Below are 15,535 nucleotides of genomic sequence, written 5' to 3'. Positions count from 1 at the left end.
TCGGGGTTTTCACAAGCGAAAGGCGGGCCGTCTCGCGACGACCCGCCTCACCGTTGCGCCTGAAAGCAGGATCAGGCGTTCAGATCGACGTCCTTGCCTTCCTTGACCAGCAGGAAGCCCAGGACGACCGTCCCCAGGGCCACCACGATCGGGTACCAGAGGCCGGAGTAGATATTGCCCGTCGCCGCCACGATGGCGAAGGCGGTGGTCGGCAGGAAGCCGCCGAACCAGCCGTTGCCGATGTGATAAGGCAGGGACATGGAGGTGTAGCGGATGTTGGTCGGGAACATCTCGACCAGGGCAGCCGCGATCGGTCCGTAGACCATGGTCACATAGAAGCCGAGGATGAACAGGATCAGCACCACCATCGGCTTGTTGACCAGGGCGCTGTCGGCCTTGGCCGGATAGCCGGCTGCGGTCAGGGCCTCGCCCAGGCCGGCGTCCCAGGTCTTCTTCTGTGCGGCGAAGTCGGCCGGGGCCATGGCGTCGCCTCGGAAACTGGGGATGACGACCTGATCGCCGATGCGGACCTGGGCCACCGTCCCGGCGGGCGCCGCCTGGTTGGTGTAGGTCACGCCCGCCTTGGCCAGGTAGGATTTGGCGACGTCGCAGGAGTGGTTGAACACCGTCTTGCCCACGGGGTCGAACTGCAGATTGCAGTCGGCCGGATCGGCGTAGACCACGACCGGCGCCGAGGCGGCGGCGGCGGCCAGGCGCGGGTTGGCGGCCTGGGTCAGGGCGTTGAACAGCGGGAAATAGGTCAGGGCCGCGATCAGGCAGCCGGCCAGGATGATCGGCTTGCGCCCCACCTTGTCGGACAGCCATCCCCAGAAGATGAAGAAGGGCGAGGCGGCCAGAAGCGCGATGGTCAGCAGGACATAGACCAGGGTGGCATCGACCTTCATGACCCGCTCCAGGAAGAACAGGGCGTAGAACTGGCCGGTGTACCAGATAACGGCCTGGCCTGCGGTCAGCCCCAGCAGGGCGATCAGCACCAGCTTCAGGTTCGGCCATTTGCCGAAGCTGTCCTTCAGCGGGGTCTTGGAGCCCTTGCCCTCGGCCTTCATCCGCTTGAACGACGGGCTTTCGGCCAGCTTCAGGCGGATCCACAGGGATACGCCCAGCAGCAGGATCGAGACCAGGAACGGAATGCGCCAGCCCCAGGCGGCGAAGGCTTCCTCGCCCACGGTGTAGCGGACGCTGAGGATCACCAGCAGGCTCAGCACCAGGCCGGCGGTCGCGGTGATCTGGATGAAGGAGGTGTAATAGCCGCGCTTCTTCCGCGGCGCATGCTCGGCGACATAGGTGGCGGCGCCGCCGTATTCGCCGCCCAGGGCCAGGCCCTGGATCAGGCGCATCAGAACCAGGATGATCGGCGCCGCGATGCCGATGACCGCATAGGGCGGCAGAAGACCGACCACGAAGGTCGACAGCCCCATCAGGAGCATCGTCACCAGGAAGGTGTTCTTGCGTCCCCAAAGGTCGCCCAGCCGCCCGAAGACCACGGCGCCGAAGGGCCGCACCGCGAACCCGGCGGCGAACGCCATCAGGGCGAAGATATAGCCGGTCGTCTCGTTGACGCCCGAGAAGAACTGGACGGTGATGATGGCCGCCAGCGAGCCGTAAAGATAGAAGTCGTACCACTCGATGACGGTGCCGACCGAAGAGGCGAGGATGACCAGCCGATCGCTGCGATCGACCTTGCGCTCCCCGTCCCCGGACGCAATTGAAGCGTCGGTTGCCATGATCCATTTCCTCCCAAGTCGCCGTTATCGGCCGTTCTGCACATCCTTCGGGATGCGTGGACCCCGACATTGACCGAGAGGGCCGCGGCTGGAGAGAGCGACTTTGGTCGAGGATCGATGGTCGCCCAAGGCGACGCGGCCAGGCGAAAACGATCAGCCGTCGATGGAGACGACCGGCCCCAGTTCGGGCTGCGGCTGGCCACGACGCGCGCTGCGTCGCTTCAGCCAGGCGCGGATGCGGGTCTGGATCGGATTGTCGACGGCGAAATGGAAGGCGAAAGCGAAGGCGACCGCCGCCAGGACGCCCAGGACCCACAACCCCCATTGCGCGCCGACGGGCAGGGCGAACTTGGCCGCAAGCGCGTTGACGACGCCGAACCAGGCGATGCGGACCACCTCGTTGGTGATGAACATGGAGAAGGACGCCATGGCGGCCGTCTCCACCAGCTTTGAAGGCTTCTTCACCGGCGCGGCGCCGGCCGCCAGGATGATGACGGAGATCAGGGCCAGGGCGATCAGGGCGTGCTTGTCGTGAAGCTCGAGCGCGAAGAAGCCGACAGCGGCCAGCACGCCCGCCCAGCCCGCCAGCCGCGGCGCGATCCAGACCTTCTGCGCGAACCAGGCCAGGCACATTCCCAGGAAGAACAGCGGCAGGGCGCGGATGATGCCGTAGCGCATCGGCATTTGATAGACGGGATAGCCCAGGAACGACCAGCACAGCTGGTTGGCGATCAGATAGACGCCGACGCCGACGGCCAGGGCCGACCATGGCCCCAGCCGCATCAGGCCGCGAATGATCCAGGGAAAGGCCAGATAGCAGCCGATCAGGGCCGAGATCGACCAGGTCGGGGCGTTCCAGCCCAGGCCGCCGTGCACGCCATAGGACTGCAGCAACAGCAGTTGCGCGGGCAGTTGGTCCCAGGCGAACCATTCGGGATTGCGCGGCGGCGCGCCGGCGGCGGTCGCCAGCAGCACCAGCCCGACCAGCGACAGACCCATGATCAGGTGGGCGGGGACCACGCGCAGGAACCGCTTCAGGAAGAAGTCGCCCGGCGACATCCGCCCCTTGTCCACAGCCGCGCCATAGACGCGCATCAGCACATAGCCGCTGTCGATCAGGAAGAAGTTGGTCAGCAGGAAGCCGCCGCGCTCGAAGATCGGATTGACCAGATGCGCCAGGGGCGCAGGGCCGGCCGCCTGGAAATGGTGCAGGATGATCAGGAAGGCGACGATGAACCGCAGCGCGTCCAGCCAGCCGCCGCGCGCGATCCGAACTGTCTCATTGCGGGTCGAAAACAGGGACCAGGGCATCGCAAACACCTCCTCCTCGCCGCTCAGCCGCAAAAGCCGGGCCAAGAGGGCGGCGTTCGAGCGACTTAGCTGCGAACGAGGCGCAGGAATTCCTCTCGGGTCCGGGGGTCGTCGCGCACCACGCCGATCAGGTGGCTGGTCGACAGGCTGGCGCCCGGCGCATTGACCCCGCGCAGGGTCATGCAGCTGTGCTCGGCCTCGATGACCACGCCGACGCCGTGGGGGCGCAGGACGGTCTGGATGGCTTCGGCGATCTCGGAGGTCATCTTCTCCTGGATCTGAAGACGCCGCGCGAAGCCGCGCACCACACGCGCCAGCTTGGAGATGCCCACGACCCGGTCGGTCGGCAGATAGGCGACGTGCGCCTTGCCCACCACGGGCAGCATATGATGTTCGCAGAAGCTGACGAAACGGATGTCCTTCAGCACCACCAGCTGGTCGTAACCGCCCGTCTCCTCGAAGGTCTTCTCGAGATAGGACAGGGGATCGACCTCATAGCCTTGGAACAGCTCGCGGTAGCTCCGGGCCACGCGGGCGGGCGTCTCCAGCAGCCCCTCCCGGTCGGGATCGTCGCCGGCCCATTCGATCAGGGTGCGAACGGCGGCCTCGGCTTCGGCCTGGGTGATCTTGGAGGAGCGGGCGTCTGTCATGGCGGCCTACATAGCGGGGCGGATGCGCGAAGGGGAGGCCCCCGTCGCCGAAGAGGATGTTAGCGGCCCGTTAACCATCCTCCCGGCATTTTCTGCCCAGTATCTGTTGGAGCACAGGCCGATGAACGGCGCGGAAGTTCTGGACGTCGGGCGCGACGCCATCTGGCTGACGATCCAGCTGTGCCTGCCGGTCCTGCTGGTCGGGCTGGTGGTCGGCGTGGTGATCGGCCTGTTCCAGGCCCTGACGCAGATCCAGGAACAGACCCTGATCTATGCGCCCAAGATCATCGCCATTTTCGTCAGCCTGATCCTGTTCCTGCCGCTGATGGGGGCCTTGCTGGGCGGCTTCATGCGTCAGATCGCGGCCCGCATCGCGGGAATGTAGGTGGAGGCTTACGCCACCGCCGATCAGGTCTGGGCCGGGGGGCTGATCTTCGCCCGGATCGCGGCGATCCTGATGCTGATCCCCGGCTTCGGCGAGGCCTATGTGCCGCCGCGCGTACGGCTGTCGCTAGCCCTGGTCATCAGCCTGGCGCTATGGCCGGTGGTGCGCGGCGCCCTGCCGGGCCTGCCCGACAGCCTGGGCCTGATGGTCGGGTGGATCATCCGCGAGGTGGTCGTCGGGTTGATGATCGGCCTGCTGCTGCGAATGTTCATGACCGCCCTGTCGACGGCGGGCGAGATCGTCTCGCTGCAGACCACGCTCAGCTTCGCCCAGACCGCCAATCCGATGCAGGCCCAGCCGGGCACGACGATCGCCGCCTTCCTGACCCTGCTGGGGGTGACGCTGCTGTTCGCCACCGACACCCATCACCTGTTCATCGCCGGCATGGTGGGCTCCTATCAGCTGATCGCTCCGGCCAAGCCGCTGATGATGGCGGACTTCACCCAGATGGCGGTCCGCACCCTGGGCGACAGCTTCATGCTGGGGGTCCAGCTGGCGGCGCCGGTCCTGGTGTTCGCCCTGATCTTCAACCTCGCCTCGGGCCTGGTGGCGCGGGTCATGCCGGCCTTTCAGGTCTATTTCGCCGCCGCCCCGCTCAGCGTGATCCTGGGCCTGTCGATCTTCGCGCTCAGCCTGGGCGCGCTGGGCACGGTCTTCATCGACCGCTACCGTCGTCTGGCGGAGTATTTCGTGTTCGGAGGCCCCGGTGGCTGAAGGCGCCGATCCCGAATCGAAAACCGAAGAGGCGACCCCGCGAAAGCTTGAGGACGCCCGAAAGAAGGGCGACGTCGCCAAGTCGCCCGACATCGCCCAGGTCCTGTCCCTGGCCGGGGCGGCGGCGGTGATCTTGACGACCGGGGGCTGGTTCGCCTCCTCCATCGCCGAACAGATGCTGCCCTTCATCGCCGCCCCGCATCAGATGCTGGGCACGCTGAACTCGGGCGCGGGCAATCAGATCATGGTGCGCGCGGTCTGGGCGGCGGCGCCGTTCCTGGGCGCGGTCATGCTGGCCACCATCATCGGCGGGGCCGGCGGCAATCTGGCGCAGTCGGGCCTGATCTTCACCGCCGAGAAGCTGAAGCCCAAATGGTCTTCGGTCAGCCCGTTGCAGGGATTCAAACGCATCTTCGGTCCCGACGGCCTGGCCCAGTTCGTCAAGACGCTGCTGAAGCTGGCGGCCGTCTGCGTGGTCTGCTGGATGGTGTTGAAGCCCCATGCGCGAGAATTCGAGAACCTGGTCGCGGTCAGTCCCCTGGCCATGCTGCCGCTGGCGCGCGACATGGCCATCTCGCTGTTCGTGGCCGCCATCATCCTGTTGGGCGCCACGGCCGGCGCGGACTTCCTGTGGCAGAAGATGCGCTTCGCCAAGCGGATGCGGATGACCAAGGAAGAGCTGAAGGAAGACTTCAAACAGTCCGAGGGCGATCCCCACGTCAAGGCCAAGCTGAAGCAGATCCGCATGCAGCGCAGCCGCCAGCGGATGATGGCCAATGTGCCCAAGGCCACCGTGATCGTGACCAACCCGACCCACTATTCGGTCGCCCTGCGCTACGAACCCGATCAGGGCGACGGCGCGCCGATCTGCGTGGCCAAGGGCGTCGACGCCCTGGCCCTGCGCATCCGCGAGGTCGCGACCGAGCACGGCGTACCCATCGTCGAGAACGTGCCCCTGGCCCGCGCCCTCTACGCCACGGTCGAGGTGGACGAAGTCATTCCGCGCGAACATTTCGACGCCGCCGCCAAGATCATCGGGTTCGTCTTCCAGTCCCGGGCGCGTCGATGAGGGCGCGCCGGTAAGGGTGCGTCAGGATTTGAGCGTATGATCGAACCGTTGATTCGCGAGGCTGTATGACGTCCACCCGGCGCCCATCGTTCGATCTTTTGTCGGCCGTGATGGCGTTCGGCGTCGTGACGGCGATCGCGGCCCTGGCCTATCCGGCGTTCCGCGGCAATCCGACCTCGGCGCCGGGGCTTGTGCTGATCCTGACCGTCGGGGCGATCGCCTTGATCGGCCTGTTCGGTTTTCGGCGGGCGACCAACGTCAGGCCCAGCAGCGACGCCGCCATCGAGGTGCTGGACGCCATGGCCGAGCCGGCGGCCCTGGTGTGGGATTCGGGTCAGATCCTGGCCTTCAACGCCGCCTGGGCCGAGGCGAACGGCGCGACCAACGCCCTGCCCCGCGGCAAGTCGGCCCAGGCCCTTTACATGGCCTTCGCCCAGGCGCGAAAGGGCGAGCCTGGCCGCGCCATCGTCATGATCGGCCAGCGCGAGGTCGAGGTGGTCATCGGCCGGGCTGGCGAGGGGCGGTTCCTGATGCGCGCGGCCCCCGACGCCGTCCTGCCCATCGCCGCCGCCCCCCTCCCCGCCCTGGTCCATTCCTCGGCGGCGGCCGCGACCGGAGAGGCGCGCGCCATGGCCGCCGGCGCGCCGTTCGGCTCGGCCGTCATCGCCGGCGACGACCTGTTCGCCGGCCGCGCGCAAGAGGCCAATCCGGCGCTGGCGGTGCTGACCGGCCCGGCCGCCGCCCGCGACGCCGCCTTCGGCGACCTGTTCGACCCGTCCGGCGTGGCCGAGGCGCGGGCCAAGCTGGCGGCCGGATCGTCCGGCCCCATCGAACTGGTCGCACGCGCCTATCCCGACAAGATGCTGCATCTCTATGTGGCGCCCGAGGGCGAGCGCCGCCGCATCTGGCTGTTCGACGTCTCGGCCCAGAAGTCGATGGAGCTTCAGCTCAACCAGGCCCAGAAGATGCAGGCCGTGGGCCAGCTGGCCGGAGGCGTGGCGCACGACTTCAACAACCTGCTGACGGCGATCCAGCTTCAGCTGTCGGGCCTTCTGGAACGGCACCCGGTGGGCGATCCGTCCTACGAGGGGCTGAACGAAATCCGCCAGACGGCCATCCGCGCCGCAGACCTGGTGCGCAAGCTGCTGGCCTTCTCGCGCAAGTCCACGGTGCGACGCGAACGGCTGGACCTGGGCGAACTGGTCGGCGAGTTCGCCATCCTGTTGCGCCGCCTACTGCGCGAGGACGTGCGGCTGGAGACCGACTACGGCCGCGACCTGCCGGTCGTCCTGGCCGACAAGAGCCAGTTGGAGACGGCGGTGATGAACCTGGCCGTCAACGCCCGCGACGCCATGCGCGGGGTGGTCGAGCCGGGGGCAGGCGTCGTGACCATCGCAACCCGGCGCCTGACCGCCGAGGAAGCGCGCGCCCTGGGCTGGGCCGAAGCCCCCACCAGCGAGGTCGCCTTGATCGAGGTGTCCGACACCGGCCCCGGCGTGCCGCCAGAACTGCTGGACAAGATTTTCGAGCCCTTCTTCACCACCAAGGCGGTCAACGAGGGCACAGGGATGGGGCTGGCCACCGTCTATGGCATCGCCCAGCAGGCCGGCGGGCATGTCGCGGTCAGCAATGTGGAAGGCGCCGGGGCGGCGTTTCGTCTTTTCCTGCCGGCTGCAGGCGAGGCCGAGCTTGCCGAGGTTCAGCCGGTCGAGGTCAAGGCCAAGGCGCCGCGCGACCTGTCGGGCGCGGGCCGCATCCTGTTCGTCGAGGACGAGGACGCCGTGCGCGGCATCGCCGCCCGCCTGCTGCGCCAGCGCGGCTACGAGGTGATCGAGGCGGCGGACGGCGAGGAGGCCCTGCTGCTGGCCGAAGAACACACCGGCCAGATCGACATGATGATCTCCGACGTCATCATGCCCGGCCTGGACGGACCGTCGCTGCTCAAGAAGGCCCGGCCCTATCTGGGCGACGCGCCGGTCATGTTCATCTCGGGGTACGCCGAGAGCGACTTCTCGGACCTGCTTCAGGACGAGACGGGCGTGTCCTTCCTGCCCAAACCCCTGGACATCAAGACCCTGGCGGAGCGGGTGAAGCAGGAATTGCACGCGGCCTGACCAGCCCCGCGGCGGGCGGTTCAGGCGGCGCGACGAAGCGCGGACGGCGCCTTCACATACAGGCCACGCCGGCCGTTGACGGGGCGGAAGGCCACCGTCTCGCCTTCCAGCCGTTCATCGGCCCCCAGGAACAGACAGCCGTCGTCGACCAGGCGCCGCTCCAGCCCGTCCAGCAATCGCGCGCGCCGCGTCGGCTCCATGTCGGTCAGCACGTTGCGGCAGAAGATGACGTCGAACCGTGCGCCGTCGACGGGTTCGTCCAGCAGATTGGCGCGGCCGAAGCGTACGGCGTCGGCCAGTTCCGCCTTGACGATCCACTGGTCTTCCATCGGCTCGAACCAGCGCAGCATGGCCTTGGCCGTCAGCCCGCGCTGGATTTCGAAGCCGGTGTAGAGGCCCGAGCGCGCCTTCTCGATGGCGCGCTGCGAAAGGTCGGTGGCGATCAGATCGGCCGAGGTCCCGGTCTCCAGGGCGGCCATGGCGATGGACCAGGCCTCCTGGCCGGTCGAGCAGCCAGCCGACCAGATCCTGACCCGGCCGTCGGGACGGGCCCGCGCCAAGGCGGGCAGAAGCTCGTTCTCCAGGATGCGGAACGGCGTCCGGTCGCGCCGAAACCAGGTCTCGGCGTTCAGCAACGCCTCGATCACCGCCCAGGCCAAGGAGGCGACCGGATGGGCCCACAGATTCGCCAGCAGCGCCTCGACATTGGCGTAGCCCTCCCGGCGCGCCACCGGCCCCAGCCGATGTTCGGCCAGATGGATGCGATCCCGCGACAGCCGATAGCCGGCGCGGGTGGCGAGCAGGGATTGCAGCCTGTCGAAATCGTCCGGCGTCATGCGGCGATCGCTCCGACCTCCGTCAGCTTGGATTGCAGGATTTCGCCATCGAAAGGCTTCATCACATAGTCGTCGGCGCCCGCGGCCAGAGCCTCGGCGATCCTTTCGGGCCGGGTCTCTATGGTGCAAAACAGCACCTTGGGCCGGTCGCCTCCGGGGGCGGTGCGCAGCCGGCGCAGGAAGGTGATCCCGTCCATCACCGGCATGTTCCAGTCGACCAGGACGACGTCGGGCATGGCGCCGACGCAATAGGCCAGGGCCTCGGCGCCGTCGGCGGCCTCGTCGACCTCGTAACCCAGCCCCTCGACGATCCGGCGCGCGACCTTGCGGATGATGCGGCTGTCGTCGACGATCAGGCAGGTTCGAAAATTCATGGCCCTCTTCTCGACATAGCGCCGGCTTTCGCCTTTGGATGCTTGGGCCGACTATATCCCTGATGCCAGTTAACGAGTCGTTTGGAAATGGACTCAGGCGGGCATGCGGGCCGCCAGGGCGACCTTTCCGTCGTCGACCTCGACGTGCAGCGCGCCTCCGGCCTCGGTCACGGTCAGCCATAGCCAATAGGGCTGGATCCACTGACCGGCCAGCCCCTCGGTCAGGCGCTCGCCCGCCAGGCCGACCACGGCCTCGGGCTTCAGCCGCGCGCGCCCCCCCTCGGCCAATCCTTCCAGATGGAGCCAGCCGGCCTCGGTCCGCGACCGGATCACGGCCGAGCCGCCCATCGGCAGGGTCCCGACGGCCAGATAGGCCAGGTTGGTCAGGGCGCGGGCCTGTGGCTTGGAGAACTCCCCATCCAGAATACGCCAGTCCAGGCTGGCGCGCCCGCCCTGGGTCATGCCGACCACCAGGCTTTCCAACTCGCGCGCCGTGAACCGTTCGCTGGTGGTCGCCGCGCCGAAGGCGACGCGGGCGTAATGGACCAGGGCGACCATCTTCCTGGCGCTCTGTTCGATCAGGGCCAGGGCGTCCTCGCGCATGTCCTGGGCGGCCGGATCCTGCATCAGGTCCAGGCCCGAGACGATGGCGCCCGACGGACTGATGAAGTCATGGCACAGCTTGGCCGCGACATAGGTGGCCAGTTCGGTCCCATCGACGGGAAGGTCGATCGGGGCGGCGTCTGCGTCGTGGGTCGATGTCATGGCGGCTGGAGCACTCAGGTCACAGTTCGTATCGCGCGGGACGTTGCCGTGATTTGCCGGTTCATGGAACCGCCCGGATGGTCTATCGACCCGCCAATGACGACCGCCTCCCCCTCCGTTGCCGCCGCCGCCGACCTCGAGCGCGACCTGAAGTCCGGCGCGCTCTCCCTGGCCATCGCCGAGATCGCGGAGGAGGCCGCACGGCTGATCCTGCCCTATTGGCGCACGGGGGCGGCGGTGGAGACCAAGGCCGATGACAGCCCCGTCACCCAGGCGGATCGTGCGGCCGAGGCCTTGATCCTGGACCGGCTGGCGGCGCTTTATCCCGGCGTGCAGACGGTGGCGGAAGAGGCGGTTTCGGTTCACGGCGCGCCGGCCGCCGCCGAGGACTGGTTTTGGCTGATCGACCCGCTGGACGGCACGCGCGGCTTCGTGCGCGGGGGCGAGGCCTTCACCGTCAACATCGCCCTGATCCATGCCGGTCGTCCGACGGCGGGCGTGGTGACGGCGCCGGCCACATCGACCACCTGGCGCACCGACAGACCCGGGGGCGGCGCCCATCGTCGCCAATTCGGCGCGCTTCAGGCCGGAGAGGCCCATGCGGGCGAGGACTGGCGTCCTATCCGCGTGCGCGACCGCCCCCAGGAGGGAATGGCCCTGCTGAGCCACAGCGTCACGGACGAGGAGGCGGCGCGCCTCGCCGCCCGCCACGGCTGCACCCGTTGGCAAGGCACGGATTCCTCGCTGAAATTCTGTCTGATCGCCGAGGGGCGTTTCGACGCCTATCCCCGCACCGGCCCGACCTCGGAATGGGATACGGCGGCGGGCCAGGCGGTGCTGGAGGCGGCGGGCGGCCGCGTCCTGGCCGACGACGGCCAAAGCCTGGCCTACGGCAAGCCCGGCTTCGTGAACGGAGCCTTCGTGGCCATGGGCGGCTGAAAGAAGCGTCTAGGCCCCGGCGCCGGCCAGCAGGCGTTCGGCCCGGTCGGCCAGGACATCCACGCCCCGTTCGCGCGCCGTCGCGGCCGCCTCGCCCAGGATCAGGCCCAGGTCCGCGACGGGCGCGGCCGTCAGGCGGCGGCGCGCCAGCAGGATTTCCGCCATGCCGATCTGGTCGGCGGACCAGTCCAACGGCGCGGCCTCGACCATCCGCGCGCGCAGCCGGGTCTCCAGCGTCATCAGGGCCGTCAGGTCGCCGACCGCCTCGGCCAAGGCGATCTCTCGCGTGATGCGCCGCTCGCGCGCGACGGCGCCCAGCACCAGTTCGCCGCCCTGGGTCAGAGCCTCGGCCTGGGCCAGCAGCATCAGCGGCTGCGCCTCCTCGCCGGCGCGCAGAATCTGGATGGCCACCCAATCCAGCGGGCTGTGATCGGGCGTGAACTGATCGGCCGCGGCGTCGAAGAGGGTCCGCGCCTGGCTCAGCGCCGCCTGGTGTCCCGCAATGGCCGCGAGCGCCGAAAGCCCGGCCCCGCACAGCGCCAGCGCCCGGGCGCGGGTCAGGGGCCTGTGGTCCGGCGAGGCGGTCTCGACCAGGGCGCCCAGGCTGCGTCCCGCCTGGTCCAGCAGGCGCACGTCGCGCCGCACCACGCCGGTCTCCAGGGCCAGGCCTGCGGCGTCCATGCGCAGATCCAGGTCGTCGGCCGCGTCGCTCTGGATCGCCGCATCCATCAGCCCGCCCGCCTCGGCCAGACAGTCGACATCGCCCGCTAGACGGGCCGTGCGCGCCTTCAGCCGGGCGTGGATCGCGGCCAGGCCCGAGGCGATTCGACGCCCGCGCGGCTGACGGACGCCGGCCAAGAGGGCCAGGGCGCGATCCAGTCGGTCCGGGCCGCCGCACAGGTCGAACCGCAACATCGCCACGGCCGCCTGGTCGATCGCCGCCAGGGCCGCCTGATCCTCGTTCGCCGCCGACCGCGCCAGGCTCGCGGCGCAGCGTTCCACCCGTTCCAGGCTTTCGGCCGCTCCCGTGCGCCGGGCGTGTTCGCGCCACAGGGCGGCGGCGCGGTGTTCGGTCTCGAACGGGCGGTTGCAGGACACGCGGCCCGCGTCGATGGATTCGCGCAGGGCCTCGGCCCGAAGCAGGTCAGGGCCGATCAGTTCGACCCAGCCCAGGTCTTCGCTCTCTCGCGCCTGGGCGAAGAGTTTTCGAAGATCGCGGCCGAATTCGAACATGCGCTGGACCTCTGTAATCCCGCTTCGAGACGCAGAGTGCGTCGCTTGCGGCGTCCAATGCAAACGCAGCGCCGGGAAAGCGGTTCGACCGCGCTTATCCTCAGGACTTGACCCGGACCTCAGCCCAGGTTCGGCGTCTTCTGCTGACAGCGTTGCAGGGCGGCCCTGGCCTGGGCGGCGTCGCCGTTCAACTGCCGCACGGCGGCGATGCGGGCGCGGGTCTGTTCGGCCTCTGCGGCGGAGGCGCTCTTGCCGGTGGCCGTGGCGGCCTGCATCGCCGCCAGCGACCAATAGAGCGCCGCGTCATACAGCCGCCGGCCTTGCGCGCTCTCGCCGCCCTCCAGTTCGGACGCCGCCTGGGTCAGGCCGGCGCAGCGCACGGCCTCCTCATACGAGACCAGCCCCGCGGACGGCGCGGCCTGCAGCATCAGCACGGCGCTGGATAGGGCGAACAGCAACGACATCGGTCCTCCGGCGCGATCGCGCCCGACGTCGGACCATGGCCCAGGCGCGCGGCCGAATAAAGTCCGAAGCGGCGCCGTTCGCCGCCACCTGCGCGTGATCCCTCCGCGTGAAGGCCGAAACGACACGCGGATTTCACCAAGGCTTCGTCGTTCGGCCACCGAATCGTGACGCTGCTGTCGTCGGCTACCCCTAGGGGCGCGGTCGTCGGATCGACATGGGGGGAACTGTCATGACCATCAGGATTTCGTCTCGCGCCTATGGGCCGCTGCTGCTCGCCACCACCGCCCTGGCCACCGCCGCCTTCGCCGCCTCGGCCCGCGCCCAGGCGGCGGATCAGGCCGCCGAGGTCGACGAGATCGTGGTCACGGGCCAGCGCGAAGCCCAGCGCGCCGCCATCGCTGTCAAACGCGCCGAATTCGAGGTGATGGACGCCGTATCCGCCGACGACATCGGCAAACTGCCCGACCACAACACCGCCGCGGCCCTGCGCCGCATTCCGGGCGTTTCGGTCATGGAGGACCAGGGCGAGCCGCGCTGGCCGATCCTGCGCGGCCTGGCTTCGACCTACAACCGCACCACCATCGACGGCGCCTTCGTCGGTTCGGTGGACGAGAGCGCCCGCACGGTGCCGATGGACATCGTGCCCTCGGTCATGGCCGGCCGGGTCGAGGTCATCAAGACGGTGACGCCCGAGAACGACGCGAACGCCATCGGCGGCGTCATCAACATCGCCACCCGCAGCGCCTTCGACGCCGCAAAGCCCTTCTTCAACGGCATGGCCTCTTACGGCGTTTATGAACAGCATGGCGACGTGCGCAACGACGACCCGTCCTATCGCCTGTCCTTCGCAGCCGGTCGCCGCTTCGGGGCCGCCGGCCAGTGGGGCGTGGTCGTGGGGGCCTCTCACGAGCAGCTCGACTACGACATTCCCCAGGTCGAATCCGCCGCCCCCTCGGTCCGCGAATACACCACCGCCGGCGCGCCGGTGAATTCGGGCGCCGCGAACGGCAACGGCATCCAGGTGCCGACCCAGTTGCGCCTGTTCTGGTACAACAACACCAAGCAGCGCTCGGGCGTGAACGGAAAGCTGGAATGGCGCCCGAACACGGACTTCCGCTGGGAGGCCTCGGCGCTCTACGCCCGCATGGAGGACGACGAGGAACGCACAGAGTTCCGCACCGAGCCGAACGGCAACGTCACCAATCAGACCCCCACCTCGGGAACCTTCGCCACCGGCCGCAACATCGTCGGTCTGAACCAGCCGATCACGCGGCGCGAAATCGGCCTGGGCCGCACCGCCTTCCGCTGGGACGCCACGCCGCAATGGCGGCTGGACGGCGACCTGGTCTATTCGCAGGCGGGGCTGGAGACGCCGAACACCTCGATGGAGTTCCGCACCGCCGCCAACGCCAACTTCGGCTTCAGCTACGACACGTCGGATTTCTTCCCGGTCTTCACCCCGGCCAATCCGGCGGCCTTCAGCAATCCGGCCCTGTTCAACCTGCAGCAGCGCCGCGTGTCGCTGGTCGAGACCGACGAGGACACCACCCAGGCCCGCTTCAACGTCGCCTTCGACGACGGCGGCGATACGCGCAATCTGAAGGCCAAGTTCGGCGCCGTGCTGCGCTCCAGCGACCGCAGCTACAGCTCCAGCCGCACGGACTATACGGCCAAGAGCGGCTTCCTCTATACGCTGGACCAGGTCGATCGTCCGGGTCCGGACAAACTGATCCAGGGCAAGTACCGGCTGACGCCGCGCATCGACGTGGCGACCGCCGAGGCCTTCTACGAAGCCAACACCGCCAACTTCAACCTCGCGACCGCCCTGCCGACCGGCGACTACGACGTGACCGAAGACGTGTTCGCCGGCTACGCCCAGGCCAGCTACCGGATCGGCGACCTGACGCTGCTGGGCGGGTTGCGCTACGAAAAGACCGACATCAGCTCGGACGCGGTGCGGGCGACGGGCTCGACCCTGACGCCGGTGTCGAACGGCGGCGACTACGACAACTGGCTGCCCAGCCTGCACCTGCGCTGGGACGTTCGCGACGACGTGGTGGTGCGCGCCGCCTGGACCAACACCATAGGCCGCCCCGACTTCGGCTCGCTGGCGGCCAGCGAGAACGTGACCTTCGACGGCTCCCAGGCGACGCTGTCGCGCGGCAATCCCGGCCTGAAACCGCGCGAGAGCGAAGGATTCGACCTGTCCTTCGAATACTATCCGGCCGACGGCCTGATGTCGGTCGCCCTGTTCAGCAAGAGCATCGACAACGAGATCTTCACCCTAAGTTCGGTCCAGAATCTGGACGTGGGCCGGGGCGTGGAGGCGGTCATCGTCTCGACCCCGACCAACGCCGAAACCGCCAAGATCCGGGGCGTCGAGGTGGCCTTCCAGCAGGCCCTGTCCATGCTGCCGGCGCCGTTCGACGGTCTCGGCGTCAGCGCCAACGCCACCTTCCTGGACACCGAGTTCACCTTCCTGACCACGGCCGGAAAACGTCACACCGGCCTGTTCCAGCAGCCGTCCACCACCACCAATGAATCGCTCTGGTATCAGCACGGTCCGCTGGAGGCGCGGGTTTCGCACAACTACATCGGCGGCTTCCTGGAGACGATCAACGACACCATCCCGAACGCCGACCAATACTGGAAGGGCCGCCACGTCTATGACGCCTCGGTCAGCTGGCGCTTCGCCAACGGCGTCACCGTCTTCGTCGAGGGTCAGAACCTGTCGGACTCGGGCCGTCGCGAAATGACCGGACCGGGCCGGGCCTATCTGCAGGAATCGGCCAACTACGGCCGAACTTTCTGGGTCGGCCTGTCCGCCAGCTTCTGATCCGGCTCCAAACGGCCGCTTCCTTTCGAGGCGGCCGTT

The 15,535-nt window shown here is 68.4% G+C and carries 14 protein-coding genes; 6 read left to right on the top strand and 8 right to left on the bottom strand.

Features of this window, described 5'->3' with window-relative positions; translation table 11 throughout:
- Nucleotides 1–71: 71 nt before the first annotated feature.
- From AC0L6G_RS14280 to folE, 3 genes are all read right to left on the bottom strand, one after another.
- Nucleotides 72–1,745: an MFS transporter gene (locus AC0L6G_RS14280; protein ID WP_291538512.1), complete on the bottom strand. Its 1,674-nt coding sequence runs from the start codon at nucleotides 1,743–1,745 to the stop codon at nucleotides 72–74.
- A 153-nt stretch (nucleotides 1,746–1,898) separates the two neighbouring features.
- Entirely contained in the window at nucleotides 1,899–3,056 is a 1,158-nt protein-coding gene (locus AC0L6G_RS14275) for an acyltransferase family protein (RefSeq protein ID WP_473252512.1), read from the bottom strand.
- Nucleotides 3,057–3,121: 65 nt separating this feature from the next.
- Nucleotides 3,122–3,706: a GTP cyclohydrolase I FolE gene (folE, locus tag AC0L6G_RS14270; protein WP_291538506.1), complete on the bottom strand. Its 585-nt coding sequence runs from the start codon at nucleotides 3,704–3,706 to the stop codon at nucleotides 3,122–3,124.
- Nucleotides 3,707–3,827: 121 nt separating this feature from the next.
- On the opposite strand from folE, the gene fliQ reads away from it, so the two are divergent.
- From fliQ to cckA, 4 genes are all read left to right on the top strand, one after another.
- Nucleotides 3,828–4,091, top strand: a complete 264-nt coding sequence (fliQ, locus tag AC0L6G_RS14265; RefSeq protein ID WP_017505641.1) for a flagellar biosynthesis protein FliQ — start codon at nucleotides 3,828–3,830, stop codon at nucleotides 4,089–4,091.
- Entirely contained in the window at nucleotides 4,092–4,865 is a 774-nt protein-coding gene (gene fliR, locus AC0L6G_RS14260) for a flagellar biosynthetic protein FliR (RefSeq protein ID WP_473252511.1), read from the top strand.
- A complete protein-coding gene (gene flhB, locus AC0L6G_RS14255) occupies nucleotides 4,858–5,934 on the top strand; it encodes a flagellar biosynthesis protein FlhB (protein WP_293828495.1) in 1,077 nt (358 codons plus the stop codon). Before fliR ends, flhB begins: the two co-directional genes overlap by 8 nt.
- A 65-nt stretch (nucleotides 5,935–5,999) precedes the next feature.
- Entirely contained in the window at nucleotides 6,000–8,048 is a 2,049-nt protein-coding gene (gene cckA / locus AC0L6G_RS14250; protein ID WP_473252510.1) for a cell cycle histidine kinase CckA, read from the top strand.
- Between the two features lie 20 nt (nucleotides 8,049–8,068).
- Here the strand turns inward: cckA and AC0L6G_RS14245 are convergent, their stop codons facing one another.
- The 3 genes from AC0L6G_RS14245 to chpT form a co-directional block, all read right to left on the bottom strand.
- A complete protein-coding gene (locus AC0L6G_RS14245) occupies nucleotides 8,069–8,884 on the bottom strand; it encodes a CheR family methyltransferase (protein ID WP_293824535.1) in 816 nt (271 codons plus the stop codon).
- Nucleotides 8,881–9,258, bottom strand: coding sequence for a response regulator (locus AC0L6G_RS14240; RefSeq protein ID WP_291538495.1), 378 nt, complete (start codon nucleotides 9,256–9,258; stop codon nucleotides 8,881–8,883). The genes AC0L6G_RS14245 and AC0L6G_RS14240 overlap by 4 nt, the downstream gene beginning before the upstream one ends.
- Before the next feature lie 93 nt (nucleotides 9,259–9,351).
- On the bottom strand, nucleotides 9,352–10,023 hold the full coding sequence (gene chpT, locus AC0L6G_RS14235; protein WP_293824537.1) for a histidine phosphotransferase ChpT: 672 nt from the start codon (nucleotides 10,021–10,023) through the stop codon (nucleotides 9,352–9,354).
- 96 nt (nucleotides 10,024–10,119) lie between these two features.
- On the opposite strand from chpT, the gene cysQ reads away from it, so the two are divergent.
- Nucleotides 10,120–10,962: a 3'(2'),5'-bisphosphate nucleotidase CysQ gene (gene cysQ, locus AC0L6G_RS14230; protein WP_473252509.1), complete on the top strand. Its 843-nt coding sequence runs from the start codon at nucleotides 10,120–10,122 to the stop codon at nucleotides 10,960–10,962.
- Nucleotides 10,963–10,971: 9 nt separating this feature from the next.
- On the opposite strand, the gene AC0L6G_RS14225 is transcribed toward cysQ, so the two are convergent.
- Together AC0L6G_RS14225 and AC0L6G_RS14220 are read right to left on the bottom strand one after the other, a co-directional pair.
- Complete coding sequence (locus tag AC0L6G_RS14225; RefSeq protein WP_473252508.1) at nucleotides 10,972–12,195, bottom strand: hypothetical protein; 1,224 nt, start codon at nucleotides 12,193–12,195, stop codon at nucleotides 10,972–10,974.
- Between the two features lie 119 nt (nucleotides 12,196–12,314).
- Complete coding sequence (locus AC0L6G_RS14220) at nucleotides 12,315–12,659, bottom strand: hypothetical protein (protein WP_293824543.1); 345 nt, start codon at nucleotides 12,657–12,659, stop codon at nucleotides 12,315–12,317.
- Between the two features lie 230 nt (nucleotides 12,660–12,889).
- Between AC0L6G_RS14220 and AC0L6G_RS14215 the strand changes: the two genes are divergently transcribed.
- A complete protein-coding gene (locus tag AC0L6G_RS14215; protein ID WP_293824544.1) occupies nucleotides 12,890–15,496 on the top strand; it encodes a TonB-dependent receptor in 2,607 nt (868 codons plus the stop codon).
- Nucleotides 15,497–15,535 lie beyond the last annotated feature (39 nt).

The organism is Brevundimonas sp. D3-1P (assembly GCF_055809335.1).
Note: the sequence above shows the minus strand (reverse complement) of the source record. Positions and strands in the feature narration are given on the sequence as shown.